Source organism: Actinomycetospora sp. ABD4_176 (assembly GCF_056311855.1).
The window spans coordinates 2727011-2750599 of sequence record NZ_CM149974.1 but is presented as its reverse complement, the minus strand read 5'-3'; the positions used below and the strand labels follow the sequence as shown (position 1 = coordinate 2750599).

Sequence of the window (23589 nt, the reverse complement as noted above, 5' to 3'; positions counted from 1 at the left end):
GGCAGCGACGGGCGCGATCAGGCCGCGGGCTCGACCAGGTCGAGGAACACCCAGGACGCACCGGGCGCCAGCCCGGCCATCCGGCGTCCGCAGCCGTGGCGCACGCCCGGCCCGGAGGTGACGTGCTGGGTGCCGCCGTGCAGGTCCCGGAAGACGCGGTTGAGGGGGCCGCTGCGCAGGGCGGTCGTGCCCGCCCACCGGTAGACGGTCCGCCCGACCTCCTGCGCGGCCTCGGTGGCGGTGTGCAGGGCGAGCCGCAGGAGCGTGTCCTGGTCGGTGGTGAGCTCCTCCCCGCGGTCGAGGGTGGCCTCGATGTCGGCCCAGACCTCGAGGTTCCAGGCACGGGCCGAGCGCAGCGTGGCCTCGGCGCGGGCGTAGTCGGCGTGGAACTCGCTCGTGTCGACGCCGGCGTTCCGGGTCCCCGTCTTCGCGGCCGCGACGGCCTGCATCTCGTCGAGCAGGCGCCGCCCCACCCCGAGGGCCCACCCGACGTGCTGGAGGCTCGCGAACGCGGCCAGGCCCAGCCGGAACACCGGGCCGCCGAGCAGCGGCTCGGTGGTGGTCGCGACATAGGTGTGCTCGGTGGGGACGAAGACGTCCTCGCAGTGGTAGTCGACGCTGCCGGTGGCGCGCAGCCCCATGACGTCCCAGTCGTCGACGATCGTCACCTGCTCCTTCGGGAGCGTGAACACCCGCACCTCGCCGGAGTCGCACAGCGCGGCGGTGTGGATGTGCGTGGCGTGGTGCAGCCCGGAGGCGAACGACCACGAGCCCGAGAGCAGGAAACCGCCCTCGACACCGACCGCCCGGCCCGGACGGGTGCCCTGGCCCGCGGCGAGGGTGCGGTCGCCGTGCTCCGCGGTGACCTCCGCGAAGGGCCGGCGCCCGAGGTAGGCCGCCGTGGTGCCGATCGCCATCTGCAGGGTCATGACGACCCAGCCGGTGGACGCGTCGGCGCGTGAGAGGGCCTCGATCGCCGCGATGACCTGCCGGGGTGCGAGCTCCATGCCGTCGAGCTCGCGGGGCATGCTCATCGTGTAGACGCCGCTGTCGTGCAGCGCCTCCGCCACGCGCGGGGTGAGGCGGCCCCCGGCCTCGTTCGCCTCCGCCTCCTCGCGCAGCAGCGGGTCGAGCTCGCCGATGCGGGCCATCACGTCGTCGAAGCGGTCGGCGGCGGTCGGGTCCGTCACGGGACGGACGAGCTGGTCGGTCACGACTCCTCCTCGGCGGGCGCCACCGGCGTCTCGATCGGCTCGAGCTTCGAGAAGATCTCCTCGCGGCGGTCCTCGAACTGCTCGGGCAGCTGGAAGCGCTGACCGAGCTCGTGGGGCGACTCGTCGCAGGTCCAGCCGCCCTCGGCGTGGGTCACGGCCAGCTCGAACAGCGCCCCGCCCGGAGTGCGCACGTAGACCGACTTGAAGTACTTGCGGTCCTTGAGCTCGGAGATGTCGGTGTAGCCGTTGCCCTCGATCTCGAACTTGAGGTCGTCCTGGTTCTCCAGGGTCTCGAGGTTCCAGGCGACGTGGTGGAACGTGCCGGCCCCGTAGCGCCAGGTGCCCTGGTCGTCGCCGTTGTCGGCGATCAGCTCGACGTGGTTGCCGTGGCTGTCCTGCCCGACCTGGTACGCCGCGCGGTCGCCGTCCTCGACGAGCTTGCCCTGGGAGTGGAAGACCTCCTCGGAGAACTCGACCATGCGCTCGGGGGTGGCGACGTGGATCCCGGTGCCGTGGATGCCGTGGATCGCGTACTCCGGCGGCACGCCCTGCCCGGCGTGGCCGACGCGCGGGTCGCCGTCGACGGGGACCAGGGCGTACTCGATGCCACAGGGGTGACGGAACTCCAGGCGGCGGCGGTCGAACACCTCGGTGCTCGTGACCTCGACGCGGTGCTCGGTGAGCCGCTGCTCCCAGAAGTCCAGCGAGCCCGCCGGCACGGCCAGCAGCACCTCGCGGGCCTGGTTGGTCCCCCGGCGCCCGACCAGCCCGGCCTGACGCCACGGGAACGTCGTGAGCACCGCGGACGGGTCGCCGGCCGCGTTCGAGTAGTAGAGGTGGTAGATCGGCAGCGAGCCGTCGAAGAGCACCGTGCGCTTGATGAAGCGCATGCCCAGCGTGTCGACGTGGAAGTCCACGTCCTCCTGGGCGCCGCCCACCGACAGCGTCGTGTGGTGGGAACCGCGGATGTGGGACACGGGACCTCCTCGGGGCCGGCCTGCTCGGGCCGTCCCACGCTACGTGTGGTCCACGTCTCGTGACTCTCGCTACAGTGCACGGTCATCTCCGCGTGCTGCACGGCGCGGGGGGTCGGCGTACGGCGACCGGCCGTCGCGCCGTACCGGAGGTGCTCCACATGGACGCTCATGGACGCTGACGACGAGGTCCGCGCCCGTGACGTCGACGCCTGGCGCGGCGCCGTCACCGGAGCCCTGTTGCCGTTCCACGTCGAGTGTGCGGCACCCGAGCGGTTCCACGGGAGCATCAGCCGCCGCCGTCTCGGCGACGCCTCGATGATCGCGATGACCTCCCGGCCCCACCTCGCGGTGCGGGCCGCCGAGCACATCGGCGACGGCCCCGCCGACTACCTGCTCTCGGTGCAGCTCGCCGGGACCGCGCAGTTCCGCCAGGACGGCCGGCTCGCCCGCGTGGGGCCCGGCGACCTGGTGTTCTACGACTCCAGCCGGCCCGTGGAGATCGTCAGCGGGGAGGGCTACCGCAGCCTCTGCTTCCGCTTCCCGACCGACGGGCCCGGCGGGCACCGGCGGGCGGGGGAGCTCACCGCCACGACGTTCGACGCCGCACACGGGCTCACCCCCGCCGTCGCGGGCCTGCTGACGGGGTTGCACGAGAGCCTCGAGCGCCCGGCCGGGCGCGTCCGCGGCGACACCGTCCTCGCCGCCGCCCGGCACGCCACCGAGCTCGCCCGCACCCTGTTCGACGACGAGCTCGCCCGGCGCGGGCTGCTGGGCACCCCGGACCGGCACGACGAGCTCCGCGCGCGCATCGACCGGCACATCGACGCCCACCTCGCCGACCCGGACCTGTCGCCGCGCGCGGTCGCCGCCGCGATGTTCGTCTCGACCCGCCACCTGCACGCGGTGCTCGCCGAGGACGGGCGCACCGTGGCGGGCACGATCCGCGAGCGCCGGGTCGCGCGGTGCCTGGCCGACCTCGCCGACCCGCGCCAGGCGCGCACGCCGGTCTCGGCGGTCGCGCTGCGGTGGGGCTTCACCAACGCGACACGGTTCGGCCAGCTGGTGAAGGCCGCGACCGGGCGGACCCCGGTGGCCTACCGTCGGGCCATGACGGACGGGACGGCGTGACCCGGGCGGCGGGGACGGCGGCCCTGCGGGCGCCCGGGCTCGCGGTGCACGGCGCGCCGGTGGGGCGCGGGGACCTCGCGGTCGTGCTGCTGCACGGCCGCGACCAGGACCCGGCGTGGATGCAGGAGCACGTCGTCGCCCGGCTCGCGCCGCGCCTGTCCGACGTGGCGATCACCTGGGTCCTCCCGGCCGCTCCCGGCCGCACCTGGTACGCCGGTCGCGTCCACGACCCGCCCGAGGAGACCCTGGCGGAACGGGACCGCGCCGCCGACGTCGTCGACGGTCTCGCCGACGCCCTCGTCGCCCACGGTCACGACGCCGGGTCGACGGTGCTCGCCGGGTTCTCCCAGGGCGCCTGTCTCGTGGCCGACCACCTGCTGCGCCGCCCATCGCGATGGGCGGGCGCCCTGGTCTGGACCGGCGCGGCCGCAGGTCCGCCCGGCACCGACCGGTCACCTCCGGCCGCGGATCCCCGGCCCCTCGCGGGGCTCCCGGTCCTCGCCACCAACGGCGACGCCGACCCCTGGGTCCCGCTCGCGGCCACCGAGGAGCTCGTCGACGCGCTGCGCGCCCGCGGGGCCGCCGTCGAGCTGCGCGTCCAGCCCGGGCGCGACCACGAGGTCGCCGACGACGAGCTGGACGCGGCCGCGGACCTCCTGGGCCGCCTGCCGGGCCGCGGCGGGCGCCGTGACGGTTGACACCGCGACACCTCGTCGGTGAGGGTCGATCGCCCAGCGGACACCTGTCCGCCGCATCGACCCCGGGGGTCACGCCGCCGATGACGACCGTCGCGACCGCGCCGCAGTACGACGCCGACATCTACACCGACCAGGCGCTCCTCGAGCCCTACGGGCACTACCGCGCCCTGCGCGACCTCGGGCCCGCGGTGTGGTTGACCGCCCACGACGCCTACGCGATCGCGCGGTACGAGGACGCCAGGCACGTGCTCGCCACCCCGGAGGTGTTCCGGTCGGCCGACGGCATCGCGCTCAACGAGCCGGCCAACGCGGCGATCCTCGGCTGCACGCTGGCCAGCGACGGCGAGCGCCACGCCCACCTGCGCCGGATCGTCGCGCACCGGCTGACCCCGCGGGCGCTGCGGCCGATGCGCGAGGTGATCACCGATGCCGCCGACGCCCTGGTCGCGGACCTCGTGCCCCGCGGGTCGTTCGACGCGGTCGGCGACCTCGCCCGGGCCCTGCCGCTGTCGATCGTGCCGGACTTCATCGGCTGGCCCGAGGAGGGTCGCGAGCACCTGCTGCGCTGGGCGGGCGCGAACTTCGACTCCTTCGGCCCGCTCAACGCCCGCACCGAGGCGGCCCTGCCGCAGTGCGGCGAGATGGCCGCCTACGGGGCCCACCTGGTGCGCGAGGGCGGCGTGCTGCCCGGCAGCCTCGGCGCCGGCGTGCTCGAGGCGCGCGACCGCGGCGAGGTCACCGACGAGCAGGCCATGATGCTCATGCTCGACTACCTCGCGCCCTCGCTGGACACGACGATCAGCGCCGTCGGCAGCGCGATCTGGCTCTTCGGCGCGTACCCCGAGCAGTGGGACCGGCTGCGGGCGGAACCCGAGCTCATCCCGAACGCGGTGCAGGAGGTCGTGCGGCTCGAGGCGCCGATCCGCGGGTTCGGGCGACTCGCGGCGCAGGACACCGAGATCGGCGGCGTCGCGGTGCCCGCGGGCTCGCGGGTGCTCGTGCTCTACGCGTCGGCGAACCGCGACGAGCGGCACTTCGCCGACCCGGACCGTTTCGACGTGGCGCGCCCCGACGCGCCCGAGCAGCTCGGTTTCGGCTACGGCGAGCACGGGTGCGCCGGGCAGGGTCTGGCCAAGCTCGAGATCGCGGCGCTGCTCACCGCGCTCGCCCGCACCGTGCGCCGCTTCGAGGTCGGCGAGCCGCAGCGGGCCCTCAACAACCTGATCCGGGCCTTCGCCTCGGTCCCGGTCACGGTGCACACGGACTGACCAGAGCGAGCCGGGGCGGCAGGGAGGCAGGACGATGCGCATCGAGGCGGACTACGACCGGTGCGAGGGTCACGGGCAGTGCGAGGAGCGGGCCCCGGACATCTTCGAGCTCGACGACGACGGCTTCCTCACCCACCACTACGAGGGGCGGGATCTGCCCGGCGAGCTGGAGGAGGCCGGCCGGGGCGCGGCCGCGGTGTGCCCGGTCGCGGCGCTGCGGGTCGTCGAGACGGCCCCGACGCCGCGGACTTGACGATCTCGATCGTCGCGAGCAGGCTCGACCATCGACGACGGACAGCTGTCCGTAGAGCGGACGAGAGGTAGGACCGCATGGCGCAGGACGACCACACGGGGGCGGAGGGCGGCGGCGGGCCGCTGAGCGGGCTCCTCGTGGCCGACTTCTCGCGCGTGCTCGCCGGGCCCTACGCCACGATGCTCCTGGCCGACCTGGGCGCGACGGTGGTCAAGGTCGAGTCCCCGCAGGGCGACGAGACCCGCACCTGGATGCCGCCGACCCGCGACGAGACGTCGACGTACTACCTGGGCATCAACCGCGGCAAGCGCTCCATCGCGCTCGACCTGCGCCAGGACGACGACGTCGCGGTGGCCAAGGAGCTCGCGCGCCGCGCGGACGTCCTCATCGAGAACCTGCGCCCCGGCGGCATGGCCAAGTACGGGCTGGACTACGCCTCGGTGTCCGCCGACAACCCCGCCTTGATCTACGCCTCGATCTCCGGCTTCGGGTCGACCGGGGGCGCGCACGTCCCCGGCTACGACCTCATGGTGCAGGCGGTCTCGGGGCTGATGAGCCTCACCGGCTCCCCGGACGGCCCGCCGTTCCGTGCCGGCATCTCGATCTTCGACGTGATGGCGGGCAAGGACGCGCTCATCGGCATCCTCGCCGCGCTGCACCACCGCGACGCCACGGGCCGCGGCCAGCACGTCGAGCTGTCCCTGCTCGCGTCGGCGATGTCGGGCATGGTCAACCAGAGCTCCGCCTACGCCGCAGGCGGCGTCGTCCCGACGCGGATGGGCAACGCCCACCCGAGCGTCGTGCCCTACGAGCCGCTGCCGACCGCCGACAACGACCTCATCGTCGCCGCGGCCAACGACGGCCAGTTCCGCAAGCTCTGCGGCGTCCTCGGGATGCCCGAGCTCGCCGACGACCCGCGCTTCGCGCGCAACGCCGACCGCACCGAGCACCGCGACGAGCTGCGCCCGATCCTCGTCGAGGCGCTCTCGGGCAAGGGTGCCGACGAGTGGTTCGACCTCCTCGTCGAGGCCGGCGTCCCCGCCGGCCCGATCAACAGCGTCGCCGGCGGCTTCGCGATCGCCGAGCGCTTCGGGCTCGACCCGATCGTCGAGGTCGGCGCGGGCGAGCGGGCGGTGCCGACCACCCGCAACCCCATCCGCTTCTCCGACACCCCGGCGACCTACGAGCTCCCGCCGCCCGAGCTCGACGAGCACGGCGCGGAGCTGCGGAAGTGGCTGACCTCCGAGGCCCCGGATGTCTGAGGCGCGCGAGTACCCCACCGCGCTGGGCGCCTCGTCGAAGGACGCGATCACGCTGCTCGGCCACGACCTGGCGAACGACGTCATGGGCGAGGTCGGGTTCGGCGAGCTCGCGTTCTGGCTCGCGACCCAGCGCCGCCCGACGCCCGGCGAGACCCGGGTGTTCGAGGCCGTCCTCGCCGCGCTGGCCGACCACGGCTACACGCCGACCGCGATCATCACGCGGCTGACGCACCTGTCCGCGCCCGACTCGGTGCAGGGCGCGCTCGCCGCGGGCCTGCTCGCCGGCGGCTCGCGCTTCCTCGGCGTCACCGAGGACTGCGGGCGGTTCCTGCACGACGTCCTGGTGGCCGCCGAGGAGCTGCCCACCGACGACGCGGGCTGGGACGAGCTCGCGCGGAGCACGGTCCGGCGGGAGCGCGAGGCGAAGAGGTTCGTCCCGGGCCTCGGCCACCACGTCCACAAGGACGGCGACCCCCGCACGCCGCGGCTCATGGCGATCGCCGCCGAGGAGGGGGTCACCGGCCCGCACCTCGCGCTGTTCGCCGCGATCGGGCGGGTGCACCCGGAGGTCCTCTCCAAGACGCTGCCGCTCAACGGCGCCGGCGTATGCGGTGCCGCGCTCGCCGACCTCGGCCTGCCCCTCGAGCTCCTGCGCGCGTTCGCCCTGCTCGCGCGCACCGCGGGGCTCATCGGCCAGCTCGCCGAGGAGCTGCGCCACCCCGTGGCCAACGACATCTTCCTGTCGGTGGACCTGCACAACCGGCCCACCGACCCCGACCCGTACGAACCGCCGAGCCTCTAGCCACAGCCCCGAGCCACACAGGAGGTCGCGATGGCGCACCCGGTCACCCCCACCACGCCGATGACCGTCACCGAGGACACGATCACCGACCTCGCCGCGGCGCGGTGGTCGACGGCGCACGACCCGCGCACCGCGGAGCTGATGAGCGCGCTGGTCCGTCACCTCCACGCGTTCGCCCGCGAGACGCGCCTGTCCGAGGGCGAGTGGATGGCGGCGATGCGCTGGCTGACCGAGGTCGGGCAGATCAGCGACGCCAAGCGCGAGGAGTTCATCCTCGCCTCGGACGTGCTGGGCCTGTCGATGCTCGTGGTGCAGCAGAACCACCGCTTCGACGAGGGCGCGACGCCCGCGACCGTGCTCGGCCCGTTCTTCATCGAGGACTCGCCGGAGCTCGGCTACGGCGACGACATGTCCGACGGCATCGCAGGCACGCCGCTCTTCGTCCACGGCACGGTCCGCGCGCTCGACGGGTCACCCGTGCCCGGCGCGGTGCTCGACGTCTGGCAGGCCGACGCCGAGGGCGCCTACGAGTCCCAGCTGGAGGTCGACGAGGCCCGGCTGCGCGCGAAGTACACCGCCCGCGAGGACGGCACCTACTGCGTGCGCACCATCGCCCCGCTCGGCTACGCGATCCCGATGGACGGCCCGGTCGGGCACCTCATCGCGCGGACCGACATCAGCCACTTCCGGCCCGCCCACGTGCACTTCCTGCTCGACGTGCCGGGCTACGCGCCGCTGATCACGCACCTGTTCCGGGAGGGCGCGCCGTACCTCGACAGCGACGTCGTCTTCGGCGTCAAGCGCGAGCTGGTCGTCACGTTCGCCGACCGGGAGCCCGGTCCGACACCCGACGGCGGCCACAGCGACGTCCCGTGGTGCGAGGCCGTCTACGACTTCGTGCTGCAGCCCCGCTGAGAGGACCCCTGATGGCGACGCTCCCCCTCCTGCCGACCTCGCTCGTCGGCAGCTACGCCCAGCCCGACTGGCTCATCGACCGCGGCAGGCTCGCCGGCCGGTTCCCGCCGCGGGTGCGCGCGAAGGAGCTCTGGCGGGTGGCGCCGGAGTTCCTCGCGCAGGCGCAGGACGACGCGACGCTGCTGGCGGTCAAGGCCCAGGAGGACGCCGGGCTCGACATCCTCACCGACGGCGAGATCCGGCGGGAGAGCTACTCGAACCACTTCGCCACCGCGCTCGACGGCGTCGACGTCGACAACCCGGGCAGCGCGCTCGACCGCAGCGGGCACCCGAACCCGGTTCCCCGCATCACCGGGCCGATCGCGCGACCGGTGCCGGTGGAGGTCGACGACCTGCACTTCCTGCGCGCGGCCACCGACCGCACGATCAAGATGACCGTGCCGGGCCCGTTCACCATGTCGCAGCAGGCCCAGGACGACCACTACGGCGACCCGGGCGCGGCGGCCATGGCGTACGCCGCGGTCGTCAACGCGGAGATCCGGGACCTGTTCGCGGCGGGCGCCGACGTCGTGCAGATCGACGAGCCCTACATGCAGGCCCGGCCCGACGCCGCCCGCGCCTACGGGCTCGAGGCGCTGGACGCGGCCCTCGACGGCGTGGAGGGCACCACGGCGGTGCACATCTGCTTCGGCTACGCGGCGATCATCCACGAGCGGCCCGAGGGCTACTCGTTCCTGCCCGAGCTGGCCGGCAGCCCCGTCGACCAGATCTCCATCGAGACCGCGCAGTCGGGTCTCGACCTCGGGATCCTCCGTGACCTCACCGACAAGACGATCATCCTCGGCGTCCTCGACCTGTCCGACGAGAAGGTCGAGGGCGCGGACGTCGTCGCCGACCGGGCACGCCGGGCGTTCGACCTGCTGCCGCCCGAGCAGCTCGTGCTCGCGCCCGACTGCGGGCTGAAATACCTGCCGCGCACGGTGGCCGAGGGCAAGATGCGCGCCCTGGCCGCCGGGGCGGACCGGCTGCGCACGGAGCTGGCCGGGTAGCGGGTCGTCCGCCCGGACGCCGGTGATCGAACGGTCGGTCCAGCGGGTACCAGGGGGCTCCAGGCCGACCGAGGCCGTACGAGGAGGAGTCCATGGCCGATCCCGGCGAGTCCACCAAGGCGACCCGCGCGGGCCAGCGCGTCGCCGGCGCCGTCAAGCAGGCGGCGGGCGCGATCACCGACAACCAGGACCTGCGCGCCGAGGGCGAGCTCCAGCAGGAGAAGGCGGACGCGGCGAAGGAGGCCAAGCGCGCCGACGAGTTCGCCGAGCAGAAGCGCGAGGAGGCCGAGGCCCGCGCCAAGGCCGAGGAGCTGGCGGTCGAGCGCGAGCGCCTCGCCGCCGAGGACGCCGCGGCGGCCCGTGAGGAGCGCGCCGAGCAGGACCGCGACGCCGAGCAGCGGCGGGCCGCGCAGGAGACGGCGAGCCGCCGGCAGGCCACCGAGCAGGTCGCGCGGTCCCGCGAGCAGGAGCTGCGCCGCGACGAGGTGGACGCGGTGCGCGAGCGCGCCGCCGCCGAGGAGCGCGCGCAGGACGAGGAGGTCCGGGCGGAGCGGGCGCGCCGGGACGCCGAGGTGATCGAGGACGTGGAGGAGACCCGATGAGCAACCCGGTGGCCGCGGTGCCGCGCACCCTCGTCTCGGTCGGGTTCGGCGTCGCCCGCGTACCCGTCGACCTGCTCGCCCAGGTGACGGGCAACGCGAACAACAGGGAGTGGGGCCCGACGCTGGCCTTCGACAGCGTCGAGGCGACGGTGCGCGGGATCCTGGGCTCGGTCCTCGGCGACCCCGAGATGAGCGCGCAGGGCCGGGTCGAGGAGGCGCGGGTCCGCCGGCGCGGCGAGGCCGCGGAGCGCGAGCAGGCCGCCGACGCCCGCCGCGAGGTCGCCGACGAGCGGCTGGCGCAGCGCCGCGAGCAGGACCAGCAGCAGCGCGAGCAGGTCCGCGAGCAGGCGGAGGACCAGAAGCGGCGCCTCGAGGAGGAGCGGCGCGCGCGGGCGGAGAAAGCCGAGCAGCGCGAGCAGCAGCGCAAGGCGCAGGCCGAGCGCGACCGCGCGGCGGCGCACGAGCGGATCGACGACCACGCCCACGAGGCGCGCCGCACGCGGGTGCAGGAGGAGTCCGAGGCCGTCGCCGCCGAGCGCGAGGCGGCCGAGAAGAAGGCCGAGGCCCTCGAGCTCGCCGAGGCCGCCGACGAGGCCCGCCGCCGGCGCTGAGCGTGCGGACGGGGACCGGGAGGGGTGCGCCCTCCCGGTCCGCCTCAGGCGGCCACCGCGCCGCGGCTGCTCCCGTCCGAGGTCAGGACGCTGCCGGCAGCGACGACCAGCGCGATCGGCCACTCGAGCAATCCGGCGGCGGTGAGGCCGACGATCCCGCCGACGTAGACGACCTGGCCCCGCGAGAGCTCGACCGTGCCCAGCCACGGCAGGGGCAGCGACAGCGCCGGCCCGCGCCCGGCGTCGTCGCGGGGCGCGGGCGGGAGCGTGGCCGGCGGCGGGGTGGCGGGCGCGGCGTGAGTGGCGGTCATCTCGCAGCGTGCCCGAACCACGTCGTGTGTACGCCGGTCGCGGCACGCGTGCGGTGTCCCCGGGCGGGTAGCCCGCCACGTGCCCGACCGTGACGCCCTCCTGGCCCGCTACCGCGAGCTCGTCGACCGGGAGCTCCCCGCCGCGGCCGCGCGCGGGCGCTGGGTGATCCGCCACGACCACTGCTTCGGCCGCGTGCTGCTCGACGACGCCGTCGGCGGGTGCTGGTACGACGCCCTCGACCGCCGCCGCGGCGCCGCGTACCGCCGGCTCGACGACGATCGCCTCGCCCACGCCGTCGCTCAGGGGGAGCGGATGCTCGCCGAGGGCGACCCGCTCGTCCGTGACCTCGACGCCCGGTCGCTGGCGTGGCGGGGGAAGGCTCCGAAGCCGCCGAAGCAGGTGTGACGTGGACCGCACGACCCGTGGCGGGGGATGCTGCCCCGATGGTGGCGCCGACCGGGACCGCGCGGGAGTCCCTCACCGTGCTCTGCCGCGCCCTGCGCGAGGAGGTCGACGAGCTCGCCGACTGCCTGACCGCCCGCATCGTCGAGCGCGAGGACGTCTACGGCGCGCTCGGGGTGCCGGTGCGCGACGACCTGCGCTCGACGTGCCGGGCCAGCCTCGACCGCCTGCTCACCCAGCTTGCCGGCGACCTGCCGCCCGACGTCGACGCCGCGGCGCTCACCGTCGACACCGGCCGTCGGCGTGCGCGGCAGGGGGTGCCGCTCGAGGTGGTGCTGCGCGCCTACCGGCAGTGCGGGCGGCTGGTGTGGGAGCGCATGCGCGCCGTGTCCCGGGCCAGGTTCGGCGGCGAGCACGACGCGGCGCTGCTCGTGGTCGCCGACGACGTGTGGCGCATCCTCGACGCGAGTTCCGACCGGCTCGTCGACGCCTACCGGCGCGAGGAGACGCGGCTGCGCGGCCTGGAGCTGGGGCGGCGCTGGGCGGTGGTCGAGGGGCTGCTCGCCGGCCGCGGCCGCGAGCCCGCCTGGGCCCGCGACGCCGCCCGGTTGTTCGGCGTCGACGAGGACGCCGCGGTGCTCTGCGTGGTCGCCCCGGTCGGCGACGCCGACGGCGACCCGCTGCCCGGGGTGTCGGAGGCGCTCGCCGGGTGCGCGACGTCGGTGTGGCACGTGCGCTCGGCGGAGGTCGTGGGCGTCGTCATCCCGTCGGACGAGGAGGACGCCGGGGCGACCGTCGCGGACGCCCTGCGGCCCCGCGCGCACGGTCCGGTGGGCGTGTCGCCGCCGGTGGCGGGCCTCGCGCGGCTCGACGTCGCGTACCGGTGGGCGCGCCTGGCCGCGCGGACGCTGCCGGCGGGTGCCGGGGCCGTCGCGGACCTCGACGACCGGTTGCCCGAGGCGCTGCTCGCCGAGGCGCCCGATCTCGTGCCGCGGCTGCGGCGCGCCGCGCTCGGCGACCTGCTCGACGTCCCGCCGGCCGAGCGGGCCGTGCTGCTCGCGACCCTGCGCGCCGTGCTCGACGCCGACGGCTCGCCGTCCCACGCCGCCGGCGCGCTCTACTGCCACCGCAACACCGTGATGTACCGGCTCGCGCGCCTCGAGTCGCTCACCGGCCGCCGCCTCGCCGACGCCCGCGACCGCCTGCTCCTCGGCCTCGCGCTCGCGGCCCCGGACGACGACGGGTGACGGCCGAGCGTCACGGCGGGTCGGCCTCCCGGCATCCGGCACGGGGGTGCCCACCACCGGCGTCGTGGTGCTCGGATGGAGCGGTGACCGACACGGTGGTGGAGCTCGACGTCGACCCGTTCGCCCTCGACGTCCTCGCCGACCCGGTGCCCGCCGACACGGCGATCCGCGAGGCCGCGCCGCTGGTGCGGCTGCCCGCGCACGGGGTGTGGGCGACGGGGCGGCACGCCGAGGTGGCCGCCGTCTTCCGCGACTGGGAGACCTGGACGTCGACCGCCGGCACCGGGCTCGCCGACATCCGGCGCGGCGAGGGCTGGCGCCCGCCGAGCGTGCTGCTCGACGCCGACCCGCCCGCGCACACCGCGGCGCGCCGGGTGATGAACCGGGTGCTCGCGCCGCGCGCGCTCGCCGACCTCGCCGCGCGGTTCGCGGCGGTCGCGGAGGAGGTCGTCGACGACGCGGTGGCGGCCGGCGAGGTCGACGCCGCCGTCGCGCTGGGCGAGCGCTTCCCCATGACGGTCCTCCCGGACGCGGTCGGCATGGCCCCCGAGGGCCGCGAGCACCTCCTGCCCTACGCCGCCCTGAACTTCGAGTCGATGGGCCCGCACAACTCCCTGCGCGCCGAGGCGGAGCGCCGGGCGGGCGGGGCGCGCGAGTACGTCGCGTGGCAGGTCCGCCGCGAGGCCCTGACCGGCGACGGGATCGGCGCCGCGATCTACGCCTTCGCCGACACCGGTGACATCTCGGCCGACGACGCCGCGCTGCTCGTGCGGTCGTTCCTCTCGGCGGGGATCGACACGACGATCCTCGCGCTCGGCTCCGTGGTGCACGAGCTCGCCCGCCGCCCCGACCAGTGGGCGGCGCTGCACGCCGACCCGACGCTCGCGCGGGCCGCGTTCGAGGAGGGTCTGCGGTTCCACACCCCGAGCCCGGTGATCGGGCGGACGGCGACGCGCGAGGTGGTCGTCGGGGACACCCTCGTCCACCCCGACGAGAAGCTGCTGATGATGCTGGGTGCCGCCAACCGCGACCCCCGCCGGTGGGACGCCCCGGACGCCTTCGACCTGCACCGACGCACCGCCGGACACACCGCCTTCGGCGCCGGGGTGCACAACTGCGTGGGCCAGGTGATCGCCCGCATGGAGGCCGAGGCGCTGCTCGGGGCGCTGGCCCGCCGCGTCGCGCGCCTCGAGCCGGCGGGGGAGTCGCGGCCGCGGCTGTCGAACTGGCTGCGGGGGTTCGCGAGCGTGCCGGTCCGCCTCGTCACGGGCTGAGACGGAGCTGACACGGAACCCACACTTGTCTTCCGGCATCCGGAAACCTCTGTTGGGCACGGTGCGTGACCCGCCGCACACTCCTGCGATCCGTGTCGCCGATGCCGACGGAGAGCCATGACGGTCACCCATGACCGCGGCCGGTCCACCCGCCCCGCGCGGGACCCCGAGCGGGTGTCGACGGGACCCGTCGTCGCCCGGGCGCTGCGCCTGCTCGAGGCCTTCTCGGACGACCGCCCGACGTTGACCCTCAGCGAGATCTCGCGCCGCTCCGGCGTGCCGCTGTCCACCGCCCACCGGCTCGTCACCGAGCTCGAGGTATGGGGCGCCGTCGAGCGCGACCCGGGCGGGCGCTACCAGGTCGGCCTGCGGCTCTGGGAGGTCGGCGCGCTCGCGCCGCGCGGCCCGGGGCTGCGCGAGCGGGCGCTGCCCTACCTCGAGGACCTGTGCGCGGTCACCCGCGAGAACGTCCAGCTCGCCGTGCGCGAGGACGACGAGATCGTCTTCGTCGAGCGCCTCGCCGGGTCGCGCGCCGTCGGCGTGCTCACCCGCGTCGGCGGCCGCTGGGCGATGACCGCCACCGGGGTCGGGCTGGTGCTCCTCGCGCACGCGCCGACCGACGTCCTCGAGCGGGTCCTCGATGGCCCGTTCACCCGCCACACGCCCTACACGCTCGCCGACCCCGTCCGGATCCGCGAGATGCTCGCGGCCATCCGGACCTGCGGCTACGCGGTCAGCGAGCGCCAGATCACCGACGACGCCACCTCGGTGGCCGCGCCCGTCCGCGACGCGACCGGCGAGGTCGTGGCCGCGCTGTCGGTCGTCGCGCACCACGACAACCCGCCGGTCTCGGTGCTCGCCCCACTCGTGCGCACCAGCGCCGCCGGCGTCTCGCACGCCCTGGCCGCCGGCCGCGCCACGCGCCGGGCCGCGCCGGCCTCCTGACACTCGCTCCGACACTCCCGAGCCACCCCCGACCGAGCCCTCCCGGAGGACCGCCCATGGCCGAGGACCCGGCCGCCACTCCGCCCGCCCCCACCGCCCGCTCGGGGCGCGAGGTCCGCAAGGTCGCCCTCGCGAGCCTCGTCGGCACGTCGATCGAGTGGTACGACTTCTACATCTACGGCCTCGCCGCCGTGACGGTGTTCGCGCCGCAGTTCTTCCCGCAGGTCTCCTCGCTGACCGGCACGCTCGCCGCGTTCGCGACCTTCGCCGTCGGGTTCGTCGCCCGCCCCATCGGCGGCATCGTGTTCGGGCACCTCGGCGACCGCATCGGGCGCAAGGCCACGCTCGTCACCACGCTGGTGACGATGGGTGTCGCCACCACCCTCATCGGCCTGCTCCCGACCTACGCCGCGATCGGCGCGCTCGCCCCGGTCCTGCTCGTCCTGCTGCGCCTCGTGCAGGGCTTCGCGGTCGGCGGCGAGTGGGGCGGCGCGGTGCTGATCTCGGTGGAGCACGCGCCGGAGTCCAAGCGCGCGTTCTACGGCAGCTTCCCGCAGCTCGGGGTGCCCATCGGGCTCATCGCCTCGAACGCGGTCTTCCTGGTGCTCGCGGCGTCGATGCCCGCCGAGGCGTTCTCGTCGTGGGGCTGGCGCGTCCCGTTCCTGCTCAGCGCGGTGCTCGTGCTGGTCGGGCTGTGGGTGCGGCTGCGGATCGAGGAGAGCTCGGAGTTCGTCGCCGTGAAGCGCTCCGGGTCGATGGCCCTGCCGCTCGCGTCGGTCCTGCGCCACCACTTCCCGCAGGTCCTGTGCGGCATCGCGATGTTCACCGGCATCACGGGCATCGGCTACATGGCCGCGACCTACACCATCCAGTACGGCACCAGCAGCCTCGGCCTGCCCCGCGCGGCGCTGATCGCGATCGTGCTCGTCGTCGCGGTGCTCGAGGTGCCGCTGATCCTGTGGGTGTCCGCGGGTGCCGACCGCTGGGGCCTGTCCCGCACGATCGTCACCGGCAGCATCGCCACGGCCGTCGTCGCCGCCCTCTTCCTGCCGTTGCTCGCGAGCGGGTCGCTCCTGCTCATCGCCGTGGCCGTCGCGGCGGCGCGGTGGGCCTCGGCGCCCATGTGGGGACCGTCCGCCGCGCTGGCCGCCGAGTGCTACCCGACCGAGATCCGCTACAGCGGCGCGTCGGTCGGCTACCAGCTCGGCTCGATCGTCGGCGGCGCCCTCGCCCCGATCTTCACGACGCTGCTGCTCGCCTCGTCGCTCGGCATGGCGGGCGCGTCGGCGTACCTCGTCCTCATCACGCTGATCTCGGGCCTCGGCGCGCTGGCCGCCGACCGGCTCGTGCGCCGCGCCGGCACCCGGACGCCGGTGCGCACGCCCGTCTGACCCCGACCTCGACCCCCACCTCGGTGATCAGCAGGCGGAAACGCACCTCGAGAGCGCTCCCGGGGGTGCTTGTCGGCCTGCTGATCTCCACCATCGCCGCTCGCCGGCCCCTGGTCGCGTCAAATCCCATAGGATATGGTCCGGCACCGTGACCGGTGCGGAGGCGGCGCTGCTCGGCGACGCGCCGGCGCTGCCCGAGCAGGTGGCGCTGCAGCTGCGCGAGCGGATCCTCAGCGGGGTGCTGCGCCCGGGCACGTTCCTCCGCCCCGACCGTCTCGCCGTCGAGCTCGGGGTCAGCCCCACCCCGGTCCGCGAGGCACTGCAGGCGCTGCGCGCCGACGACATGGTGCGGGCGCTGCCGCGGCGCGGGTTCGTCGTCGCGCCGCTGGACCGCGCCGACGTCGTCGACCTCTTCGCCGTCCAGGCCCAGCTCACCGGGGAGCTGGCGGCCCGCGCGGCCGGGTCGCTCGACGCCGAGGGGCTGGCGGCGCTGCAGGCCCGGGCCGCCGAGGTCGACGCGCTCATCGCGACCGGCGACCCGGGCGACCTCGCCGTCGCCGAGGGCCGATTCCACGCCGCGCTGAACCGCGCGGGCGGGGCCCGCAAGCTCGCCTGGCTCGTCGGGCGCGCCGCGCACTACCTGCCGCCCCGCTTCTACACCGGCCGCGCGGCCTGGCGCACCGCCACCGTCGCGGCCCACCGCACCCTGCTCGACGCCCTCGCCGCGGGCGACGCCGGGACCGCACGGGCGGCCATGGAGGGCCACGTCCTCGACGGGCGCGACCTCCTGCTCGCCCACCTCGAGGCCGTCGGCCTCTGGGACGACGCACGCTGAGAAGGAGGCCGACGATGCCCGTGACCCTCACCGAGGAGCAGCAGGACCTCGCGAACGCCATCGGCGAGTTCGCCCGTCGCGAGGTGCCCGACAAGGCGCGCCGCGACGAGCTCACCGCCGAGGGCCCGCACTCGATGGAGATCTACCGCAAGATGGCCGACCAGGGCTGGCTCGGCATCGCGCTGCCCGAGTCCTACGGCGGCTCCGGGGGGTCGATGACCGACCTGCTCGTCTTCCTCGAGGAGACCTCCTACCACCAGATCCCCATCGGCGGCTTCGGCACGACGATCATCACCGCGGCCGCGCTGGAGCGCAGCGGCTCCGAGGAGCAGAAGCAGCAGCTGCTGGGTGACGTGGTGGGCGGCGAGCTGCTCGCCATCTCGATGTCCGAGCCCGGCGCCGGCTCCGACGTCGGCGGCCTGACCTGCAAGGCCGAGAAGTCCGAGAACGGCTGGGTGGTCAACGGCCAGAAGACGTGGTGCTCGAACGCCCACATCTCGAAGCACATCCTGCTCGTCGCCCGCACCTCCACCGAGGGCGGCAAGCACGAGGGCCTGACGATGTTCATGGTCCCCACCGACGCCGAGGGCCTCGAGATCCGCGGCATCGAGACCATGGGTGGCAAGGAGGTCAACGACCTCTACTTCACCGACTGCCACCTGCCCGCCGACGCCGTCGTCGGCACCGAGGGGCAGGGCTGGCGCCAGCTCATGGCCGGGCTCAACCTCGAGCGCATGATCCTCGCCGGGCTCATGCTCGGCCTCGCGCGCCGCGCCTTCGACGACACGCTGGCCTACGTCAAGGAGCGCCGGCAGTTCGGCCGGCCGATCGGCACCTTCCAGGCGCTGCGCCACCGGATCGCCGACAACGCCACCGACCTCGCGGCCCTCAAGCTGCTCGTGCACGACACCGCCCGCACCATCGACGAGAACCCCGGCGCGCTGTTCCCGCGCGAGGCGTCGATGGCCAAGCTCAAGGCCACCGAGCTCGCCAAGCACCTCTCGCTCGAGGGCATGCAGATGCTCGGTGGCTACGGCTACGCCACCGAGTACGGCATGGAGCGCCTGCTGCGCCAGAGCGTGGTCTCGACCGTCTACGGCGGCACGAGCGAGATCCAGCGCGACATCATCGGCAAGACGCTCGGGCTGTGATCCCGCGGGCGGCCCCTCGCGGAGGGGCCGCCCGGGGACCCGGGCAGCGGCGGCTCAGCCCGCGGTCGGGGTGACCGTCGGGATGCCGTCGGGCGGTGGCGCGGGCCGGCTCTGCTCCGGGGCGTCGGTGATCGGGGCGTCCCCGTTGTCGGTCAGGCGCACCGGGGTCAGCGGCAGCGTGCTGCCGCCCTGCAGCCGGGCCACGGCGACGCCGGCCATGCCCGCGTGCGACTCGGGGCTGTACCGGAACGGCGGGTAGGCCGGGCCGCGGAAGCCGTTCGGTCCGCCGCCCTGGCGCTCCACCGCCTCGACGATCCCCTGCCGCGTCGGTGCCGGGCCGGCCGCCTGCAGCGACTGGACGAACGTGTAGGCCTCGGCCATCCCGTAGATGCGGAAGCTGGTCAGCGGGGTGCCGTCGCCGTGGGCCGCCCAGACCTGCGAGAACAGCTGCACCCACGGGTCGTTCGTCTCGTCCGGGCCCGGCAGGTACTCCGTGGTCAGCACGCCGTCGAGCGGGTTCGGCCCGCTCTGGCCCTGGCTCAGCCGCTGCAGCAGGCCGCCCACGAGCGTGGGGTCCGACCCGACGTTGCTGTACGCCCACTGCGGCCGGTAGTTCAGCCGCTGGGCCGCGAGCTGGCTGCGCGCGGTGTACGACGGCACGGTGAAGCCGATGACGAGGTCCGCGCCCGCGGCCTGCAGCGCGGAGATCTGCGGGGCGATGTCGGTGGCGCCGGAGGTGTAGCGCGCCGCGGCGACGACCTGCGGGCCGAGGGTGCGCCGGACGCCCGCCTCGCCGTCGCGCCCGAAGTCGTCGTCCTGCAGGAGCAGCCCGACCCGGGCGTTCGGGGCGGTCTGGGCGATGTACTGCCCGAGGATCTTGCCCTCGACCTCGTAGTCCGGCTGCCAGCCGAAGGTCATCGGGTTCTGCTCGGGCTGGTTCCACAGCAGCGAGCCCGACGACGCGTACAGGTCGGGCACGCCCTCGCCGTTGAGGAAGTCGAGGACCGCGCCGTGGGGTGCGGTGCCCAGGCCGCCGAGGACGGCGAAGACCTGGTCGCGCAGCACCAGCTCGTTGACGACCTGCGTCGTCTGGGTCGGGGTGTAGGCGTCGTCGCGGAAGACGTACTCGATCTGCCGGCCGTTGACGCCACCGCGGGCGTTGACCCAGTCGAAGTAGGCCCGGGTGCCGGTCGGGATCTCGCTGTAGCCCGGCGCCGCGACCCCCGTGAGCGGGAAGTGCGCCCCGACCTTGATCGAGGTCGGTGTGACGCCGACGTCGGACGCCCCGCCGGGCTCCTGCTCCCGCCCGCCCGCCCCGCACCCGGCCAGGACCACCGCCAGCACCGCGACGACCGCGGCGAGCACCCTCGCGCCCGGCAACACCCTCATCAGGTCCTCCTCGACTCGACGTCCGACCCCTGCTCGTGCTCCGGCTCCTGCGCCGGCCCGGGCTCCTGCTCCGGCCCCGTCCGCCCGCGCCGCAGCCGTGCCGCACCTCGCCGCAGCAGACCCACCGCGCCGTCGGCCGCGAAGATCATCACCAGCACCAGCACGAGCCCGTAGGTGAGCGGGGCCAGCTCGGCGGCCTGGATGTCCGACAGCCCGGCACGAGCCCCGAGCCCGGTGACCAGCGGCGGCAGGAAGACGATCACCACGCTGCCGAGCACGGCGCCGGTGAGGCTGCCGAGCCCGCCGATGACGATCGCGGCGAGCAACGACAGCGAGAGCACGATCCCGAACCCGCTCGGCGCCACGAGTCGGGTGACCAGGGCCAGCACCCCGCCCGCGAGCCCCGCGCACACCGCGCTGACCACGAAGGCGAGCACCCGCAGGCGCCCGACCCGCAGTCCGGCGAGCTCCGCGGCGACCTCGTCGTCGCGCACCGCCCGCCACACCCGCCCGTAGCGCGACGTGCCCAGGTTGGCCAGGCACCACAGCACCACCCCGGCGACGGCGGCGCCGATGGCCGCGAGCCACTGCGTCGTCGACGGGTCGGTGGCGAACAGGAAGTAGTGGGCGTCGGCGACCGCCGGTGGCGGGCGGGGCGCGTCGACGGTGAGGCCCTGGTCGCCGCCCAGCAGACCGGCGAACGCGACCGCGAGCCCGGGCAGCCCGACGGCGAGCGCGAGCGTCGCGCCGGCGAGGTACGGGCCGTGCAGCTGCGCCGCCGCGACCCCGACGACCGCGCCGACGAGCCCGGCGACCGCCGCGCCCGCGAGCATCGCCGCCAGGAACGGCACGCCGGGCGGCAGCAGCAGCGCGGTGGTGTAGCCGCCGACGGCCATGAAGGCGCCGTGACCGAGCGAGATCTGGCCGTTGGTGCCCGTGAGCAGCGTGAGGCCCGCGCAGGCGATGACGTAGTAGGCGAGCGTCGCCACCTGCGAGACCCGGAACGGGCTGGCGAGCTCGAGGACCGCGAGCACCACCACCGCGCCCACGAGCAGGCCCAGCGAGTGCCGGGCCAGCGGTGTGCGCGGCAGGCGCGGTGTGCGGCGGCGCCGGGGCCGGTCCGCGTCGGCGCCGGCGCGGGCGGTGGTGGGGGCGTCGGTGTCGGTCACGTCGGCGTCGGTCACGTCAGACCCTCCGCACGCGGGCGCGGCCGAACAGCCCGGCCGGACGGACCAGCAGGACGGCGACGAGGATGACCAGCGCGGCCATGCCGGCGAGCTCCGAGCCGAGGTAGCCGCTGACGTAGGAGAGGGCGAGCCCGATCGCGACCCCGCCGACCACGGCCCCGAGCGGGCTGTCGAGCCCGCCGAGCACGGCGGCCACGAACCCGTAGACGATCAGCGCGTCCATGTAGGCCGGCCAGACGAGGCTGCCGCCGGCGATGAGCAGGCCGGAGAGCGACCCGACCGCCGCCGCCAGGGACCAGCCCAGCGTGAGCATCCGCCCGACGGGCACCCCGAGCAGCCGCGCGACCTCCCCGTCGAACGCCGAGGCCCGCAGGCGCAGGCCCAGGTCGGTGAAGCGGAACAGCGCGACCAGGCCGAGCATCGTCACCAGCACCGCGCCGAGGGTGAACAGCCCGTACGGCGTGACGGCGACGTTGACCGACCCGACCTGCAGCCCCGAGAGCCCCAGCGGCGCCGGGAACGAGCGGTACTGGGCGCCGAACAGCAGCGACGCGAGCGCCTGCAGCGCCACGAACACCCCGAGGGTGACGATCACCGGGTTGAGCTCGGGACCGTTCTCCACCGGGCGCATCACGACCCGCTCCACGAGCGCGCCCAGGAGCAGGCCCGAGCCCAGCGCGACCAGCAGCGCGGCCCAGTACGGCCAGCCCGCGTCGACGGCGAGCAGCGCCAGGTAGGTCGTGAACATCGCCATCGACCCCTGCGCGAAGTTGACGACGCGGGTGGAGCGCCAGATCAGCACCAGGGCGAGGGCGAACGCAGCGTAGATCGCCCCCTGGGACAACCCGCTGAGGGTGAGGTCGAGGAACTGCTGCACGGGGCTCCTCCCGGTCCGGTCCGGCTCAGAAGCCGAGGTAGGCGTGGCGCAGGGCCTGGTCCGCGGCGAGGGTCGCGGCGTCGGAGACCGCGACGACGCGGCCCAGGGCGAGCACCACGCCGGTGTCGGCGACCTCGAGGGCGCTGCGGGCGTTCTGCTCGACGAGGACGACGGTCAGGGCGTGCCGCTCGGTGAGGTCGCGCAGCACCGTGAAGATCTGGGTGACGATGCGGGGCGCCAGACCGAGCGACGGCTCGTCGAGCAGCAGGACGTCGGGCTCGGTGAGCAGCGCACGGCCGATCACCAGCATCTGCCGCTCGCCGCCCGAGAGCGTGTCCGCCGGGCGCCGGCGGCGGTCGGCGAGGGCCGGGAACAGCTCCAGCACCGCGTCCAGCGACCACCCGCGGGCCGGCCCGCCGCGGCCGGCGGCCCGGCGACGGCCCAGCAGGGCCCCGAGGCGCAGGTTCTCCTCGACCGTGAGCTGCGTGATCACCCCGCGGCCCTCGGGCACGTGCGCGACGCCGGCGGCGGCCACCGACTCCGGCGCGGCGCCGGTGAGCTCGCGCTCGCCGAGGCGCACCCGCCCGGCGCGGGGCCGCACCAGACCGGAGACCGTGCGCAGCAGCGTCGTCTTGCCCGCGCCGTTCGCGCCGAGCACCGCGGTGACGCCGCCGGGCTCGGTCGGGATCGTCACGTCGCGCAGGGCGGTCACGGGCCCGTAGGTCGCGGTCAGGTCCTCGACGACCAGGCGCGGCGGGGCCGTCGACGGGGCGCTCACGACGCGCTCCCCGGGGAATCGCCCTGGGACCCGCCCCGGGACTCCTCGCCGAGGTAGGCGGCGGCGACGGCCGGGTCGTCCTGCACGGTCTCCGGATCGCCGACCGCGATGACGCGGCCGAAGTCGAGGACCGTGATCCGGTCGCACACCGCCATCACGAGGTCCATGTGGTGCTCGACCAGCACCACCGCGGTGCGCGCGCTCCGCCCGGCGAGCCGGCGGATCAGCCCGGCCAGCTCCTCGATGTCGTCGGAGCCGAGCCCGCCCGCCGGCTCGTCGAGGAAGAGGATCTCGGGCTCGGCGACGAGCGCCCGCGCGAGCGCCACCCGCTTGCGGACCGGGAACGGCAGGGCGTCGGGGTGCCGGTCGGCGACGTCCGCGGCGCCCACCTCGACCAGCGCGGCCCGGGCCCGCTCGGCGAGCGCGCGCCGGTCGGCCTCGGCGCGCGGCAGCCCGAGCAGGGCGGCGAGGAAGCCGGTGCGGCGGTGACGGTCCGCGCCGACCATGACGTTCTCCAGCGCGGTCAGCCCGCGGAACAGGCCGACACCCTGCAGGGTGCGGGCGATCCCGAGGCCGACGAGCTGGTGCGGTGCGAGCGCGGTCAGCGGGCGGCCCGCGCGGGTGAGCACCCCCTCGTCCGGGCGCTGGAAGCCGCAGCAGACGTTGAGCAGCGTGGTCTTCCCGGCGCCGTTGGGCCCGATGACCCCGTGCACCTCGCCCTCGGCGAGGTCCAGCGACACCGCGTCCAGCGCCGTGAGCCCGCCGAACCGCACGGTCACGTCCTCGACGGCGAAGGCCGGCGTGCCCAGCGTGGGCTCCCGCTGCGCGGCAGACGTCATGTGCTCTCCCCGGCCGTCCCGCCCCGTCGTCACCCGGCGGGACCGTGCCGGCACCCAGCGGAGCCGACCAGGCTCACCCTGGGCCGACCGCCCCGTCCGGACCATGGGCCGGGAGCACAGAATGTGAGCTGGGTCATGCAGCGCCGGGCACGACCGGCTTCTCCGGGGTCCGGTGCGGGTGCA

Annotated in this window: 25 protein-coding genes; 17 read left to right on the top strand and 8 right to left on the bottom strand. The window is 75.2% G+C overall.

Annotated elements, in window-relative coordinates; translation table 11 throughout:
* Window positions 1–17: 17 nt before the first annotated feature.
* The gene (locus ACYX4T_RS13305; RefSeq protein ID WP_476014966.1) at window positions 18–1214 is read right to left on the bottom strand and encodes an acyl-CoA dehydrogenase family protein; all 1197 of its coding nucleotides are present in this window, start codon (window positions 1212–1214) and stop codon (window positions 18–20) included.
* Window positions 1211–2191 (bottom strand): VOC family protein, encoded by a 981-nt coding sequence (locus tag ACYX4T_RS13300; RefSeq protein ID WP_476014965.1) that lies wholly within the window; start codon window positions 2189–2191, stop codon window positions 1211–1213. The genes ACYX4T_RS13305 and ACYX4T_RS13300 overlap by 4 nt, the downstream gene beginning before the upstream one ends.
* A gap of 168 nt (window positions 2192–2359) precedes the next feature.
* On the opposite strand from ACYX4T_RS13300, the gene ACYX4T_RS13295 reads away from it, so the two are divergent.
* The 10 genes from ACYX4T_RS13295 to ACYX4T_RS13250 all read left to right on the top strand — a co-directional run bounded on the left by ACYX4T_RS13295 (window position 2360) and on the right by ACYX4T_RS13250 (window position 10779).
* Window positions 2360–3319, top strand: a complete 960-nt coding sequence (locus ACYX4T_RS13295; protein ID WP_476014964.1) for an AraC-like ligand-binding domain-containing protein — start codon at window positions 2360–2362, stop codon at window positions 3317–3319.
* Window positions 3316–4017, top strand: a complete 702-nt coding sequence (locus ACYX4T_RS13290; protein ID WP_476014963.1) for an alpha/beta hydrolase — start codon at window positions 3316–3318, stop codon at window positions 4015–4017. Before ACYX4T_RS13295 ends, ACYX4T_RS13290 begins: the two co-directional genes overlap by 4 nt.
* 80 nt (window positions 4018–4097) lie before the next feature.
* Window positions 4098–5285, top strand: a complete 1188-nt coding sequence (locus tag ACYX4T_RS13285) for a cytochrome P450 (RefSeq protein WP_476014962.1) — start codon at window positions 4098–4100, stop codon at window positions 5283–5285.
* A 34-nt stretch (window positions 5286–5319) separates the two neighbouring features.
* Window positions 5320–5538 carry a ferredoxin gene (locus ACYX4T_RS13280; protein ID WP_476014961.1) on the top strand — a complete coding sequence of 73 codons (219 nt, stop codon included), beginning with the start codon at window positions 5320–5322 and terminating at the stop codon, window positions 5536–5538.
* Between the two features lie 77 nt (window positions 5539–5615).
* The gene (locus tag ACYX4T_RS13275) at window positions 5616–6800 is read left to right on the top strand and encodes a CaiB/BaiF CoA transferase family protein (RefSeq protein ID WP_476014960.1); all 1185 of its coding nucleotides are present in this window, start codon (window positions 5616–5618) and stop codon (window positions 6798–6800) included.
* Complete coding sequence (locus ACYX4T_RS13270; protein WP_476014959.1) at window positions 6793–7602, top strand: citryl-CoA lyase; 810 nt, start codon at window positions 6793–6795, stop codon at window positions 7600–7602. The genes ACYX4T_RS13275 and ACYX4T_RS13270 overlap by 8 nt, the downstream gene beginning before the upstream one ends.
* Before the next feature lie 30 nt (window positions 7603–7632).
* A complete protein-coding gene (locus ACYX4T_RS13265; protein WP_476014958.1) occupies window positions 7633–8517 on the top strand; it encodes a dioxygenase family protein in 885 nt (294 codons plus the stop codon).
* 11 nt (window positions 8518–8528) lie between these two features.
* Window positions 8529–9566: a 5-methyltetrahydropteroyltriglutamate--homocysteine methyltransferase gene (locus tag ACYX4T_RS13260; RefSeq protein ID WP_476014957.1), complete on the top strand. Its 1038-nt coding sequence runs from the start codon at window positions 8529–8531 to the stop codon at window positions 9564–9566.
* Between the two features lie 92 nt (window positions 9567–9658).
* A complete protein-coding gene (locus ACYX4T_RS13255) occupies window positions 9659–10168 on the top strand; it encodes a hypothetical protein (RefSeq protein ID WP_476014956.1) in 510 nt (169 codons plus the stop codon).
* A complete protein-coding gene (locus ACYX4T_RS13250; protein WP_476014955.1) occupies window positions 10165–10779 on the top strand; it encodes a hypothetical protein in 615 nt (204 codons plus the stop codon). Before ACYX4T_RS13255 ends, ACYX4T_RS13250 begins: the two co-directional genes overlap by 4 nt.
* 44 nt (window positions 10780–10823) lie before the next feature.
* Here ACYX4T_RS13250 and ACYX4T_RS13245 read toward each other — a convergent pair whose 3' ends face one another.
* Window positions 10824–11090, bottom strand: coding sequence for a hypothetical protein (locus tag ACYX4T_RS13245; protein ID WP_476014954.1), 267 nt, complete (start codon window positions 11088–11090; stop codon window positions 10824–10826).
* A 79-nt stretch (window positions 11091–11169) separates the two neighbouring features.
* Between ACYX4T_RS13245 and ACYX4T_RS13240 the strand changes: the two genes are divergently transcribed.
* From ACYX4T_RS13240 to ACYX4T_RS13210, 7 genes are all read left to right on the top strand, one after another.
* A complete protein-coding gene (locus ACYX4T_RS13240) occupies window positions 11170–11496 on the top strand; it encodes a hypothetical protein (protein WP_476014953.1) in 327 nt (108 codons plus the stop codon).
* Between the two features lie 38 nt (window positions 11497–11534).
* Window positions 11535–12740 (top strand): PucR family transcriptional regulator, encoded by a 1206-nt coding sequence (locus tag ACYX4T_RS13235; protein ID WP_476014952.1) that lies wholly within the window; start codon window positions 11535–11537, stop codon window positions 12738–12740.
* 83 nt (window positions 12741–12823) lie between these two features.
* Window positions 12824–14014, top strand: coding sequence for a cytochrome P450 (locus tag ACYX4T_RS13230; protein WP_476014951.1), 1191 nt, complete (start codon window positions 12824–12826; stop codon window positions 14012–14014).
* Window positions 14015–14131: 117 nt separating this feature from the next.
* The gene (locus ACYX4T_RS13225) at window positions 14132–14959 is read left to right on the top strand and encodes an IclR family transcriptional regulator (RefSeq protein WP_476014950.1); all 828 of its coding nucleotides are present in this window, start codon (window positions 14132–14134) and stop codon (window positions 14957–14959) included.
* A 56-nt stretch (window positions 14960–15015) separates the two neighbouring features.
* Window positions 15016–16350: an MFS transporter gene (locus ACYX4T_RS13220; RefSeq protein ID WP_476014949.1), complete on the top strand. Its 1335-nt coding sequence runs from the start codon at window positions 15016–15018 to the stop codon at window positions 16348–16350.
* Window positions 16351–16498: 148 nt separating this feature from the next.
* Window positions 16499–17185, top strand: a complete 687-nt coding sequence (locus ACYX4T_RS13215) for a GntR family transcriptional regulator (protein ID WP_476014948.1) — start codon at window positions 16499–16501, stop codon at window positions 17183–17185.
* Window positions 17186–17199: 14 nt separating this feature from the next.
* Window positions 17200–18336 carry an acyl-CoA dehydrogenase family protein gene (locus tag ACYX4T_RS13210; RefSeq protein WP_476014947.1) on the top strand — a complete coding sequence of 379 codons (1137 nt, stop codon included), beginning with the start codon at window positions 17200–17202 and terminating at the stop codon, window positions 18334–18336.
* Between the two features lie 54 nt (window positions 18337–18390).
* On the opposite strand, the gene ACYX4T_RS13205 is transcribed toward ACYX4T_RS13210, so the two are convergent.
* The 5 genes from ACYX4T_RS13205 to ACYX4T_RS13185 form a co-directional block, all read right to left on the bottom strand.
* On the bottom strand, window positions 18391–19725 hold the full coding sequence (locus ACYX4T_RS13205) for an ABC transporter substrate-binding protein (protein ID WP_476014946.1): 1335 nt from the start codon (window positions 19723–19725) through the stop codon (window positions 18391–18393).
* Window positions 19725–20816, bottom strand: coding sequence for a branched-chain amino acid ABC transporter permease (locus ACYX4T_RS13200; RefSeq protein WP_476015271.1), 1092 nt, complete (start codon window positions 20814–20816; stop codon window positions 19725–19727). Before ACYX4T_RS13200 ends, ACYX4T_RS13205 begins: the two co-directional genes overlap by 1 nt.
* A gap of 94 nt (window positions 20817–20910) precedes the next feature.
* A complete protein-coding gene (locus ACYX4T_RS13195) occupies window positions 20911–21789 on the bottom strand; it encodes a branched-chain amino acid ABC transporter permease (RefSeq protein WP_476014945.1) in 879 nt (292 codons plus the stop codon).
* Between the two features lie 25 nt (window positions 21790–21814).
* On the bottom strand, window positions 21815–22567 hold the full coding sequence (locus tag ACYX4T_RS13190) for an ABC transporter ATP-binding protein (RefSeq protein ID WP_476014944.1): 753 nt from the start codon (window positions 22565–22567) through the stop codon (window positions 21815–21817).
* On the bottom strand, window positions 22564–23406 hold the full coding sequence (locus ACYX4T_RS13185) for an ABC transporter ATP-binding protein (RefSeq protein ID WP_476014943.1): 843 nt from the start codon (window positions 23404–23406) through the stop codon (window positions 22564–22566). The genes ACYX4T_RS13190 and ACYX4T_RS13185 overlap by 4 nt, the downstream gene beginning before the upstream one ends.
* Window positions 23407–23589 lie beyond the last annotated feature (183 nt).

Excerpts from the sequence above, each read along its gene's own strand:
- ACYX4T_RS13295 (WP_476014964.1), top strand. The coding sequence starts at position 2,360 with ATGGACGCTGACGACGAGGTCCGCGCCCGTGACGTCGACGCCTGGCGC.
- ACYX4T_RS13285 (WP_476014962.1), top strand. The coding sequence starts at position 4,098 with ATGACGACCGTCGCGACCGCGCCGCAGTACGACGCCGACATCTACACC.
- ACYX4T_RS13280 (WP_476014961.1), top strand. The coding sequence starts at position 5,320 with ATGCGCATCGAGGCGGACTACGACCGGTGCGAGGGTCACGGGCAGTGC.
- ACYX4T_RS13275 (WP_476014960.1), top strand. The coding sequence starts at position 5,616 with ATGGCGCAGGACGACCACACGGGGGCGGAGGGCGGCGGCGGGCCGCTG.
- ACYX4T_RS13270 (WP_476014959.1), top strand. The coding sequence starts at position 6,793 with ATGTCTGAGGCGCGCGAGTACCCCACCGCGCTGGGCGCCTCGTCGAAG.
- ACYX4T_RS13265 (WP_476014958.1), top strand. The coding sequence starts at position 7,633 with ATGGCGCACCCGGTCACCCCCACCACGCCGATGACCGTCACCGAGGAC.
- ACYX4T_RS13260 (WP_476014957.1), top strand. The coding sequence starts at position 8,529 with ATGGCGACGCTCCCCCTCCTGCCGACCTCGCTCGTCGGCAGCTACGCC.
- ACYX4T_RS13255 (WP_476014956.1), top strand. The coding sequence starts at position 9,659 with ATGGCCGATCCCGGCGAGTCCACCAAGGCGACCCGCGCGGGCCAGCGC.
- ACYX4T_RS13250 (WP_476014955.1), top strand. The coding sequence starts at position 10,165 with ATGAGCAACCCGGTGGCCGCGGTGCCGCGCACCCTCGTCTCGGTCGGG.
- ACYX4T_RS13245 (WP_476014954.1), bottom strand. The coding sequence starts at position 11,090 with ATGACCGCCACTCACGCCGCGCCCGCCACCCCGCCGCCGGCCACGCTC.
- ACYX4T_RS13235 (WP_476014952.1), top strand. The coding sequence starts at position 11,535 with ATGGTGGCGCCGACCGGGACCGCGCGGGAGTCCCTCACCGTGCTCTGC.
- ACYX4T_RS13225 (WP_476014950.1), top strand. The coding sequence starts at position 14,132 with ATGACGGTCACCCATGACCGCGGCCGGTCCACCCGCCCCGCGCGGGAC.
- ACYX4T_RS13220 (WP_476014949.1), top strand. The coding sequence starts at position 15,016 with ATGGCCGAGGACCCGGCCGCCACTCCGCCCGCCCCCACCGCCCGCTCG.
- ACYX4T_RS13210 (WP_476014947.1), top strand. The coding sequence starts at position 17,200 with ATGCCCGTGACCCTCACCGAGGAGCAGCAGGACCTCGCGAACGCCATC.
- ACYX4T_RS13205 (WP_476014946.1), bottom strand. The coding sequence starts at position 19,725 with ATGAGGGTGTTGCCGGGCGCGAGGGTGCTCGCCGCGGTCGTCGCGGTG.
- ACYX4T_RS13185 (WP_476014943.1), bottom strand. The coding sequence starts at position 23,406 with ATGACGTCTGCCGCGCAGCGGGAGCCCACGCTGGGCACGCCGGCCTTC.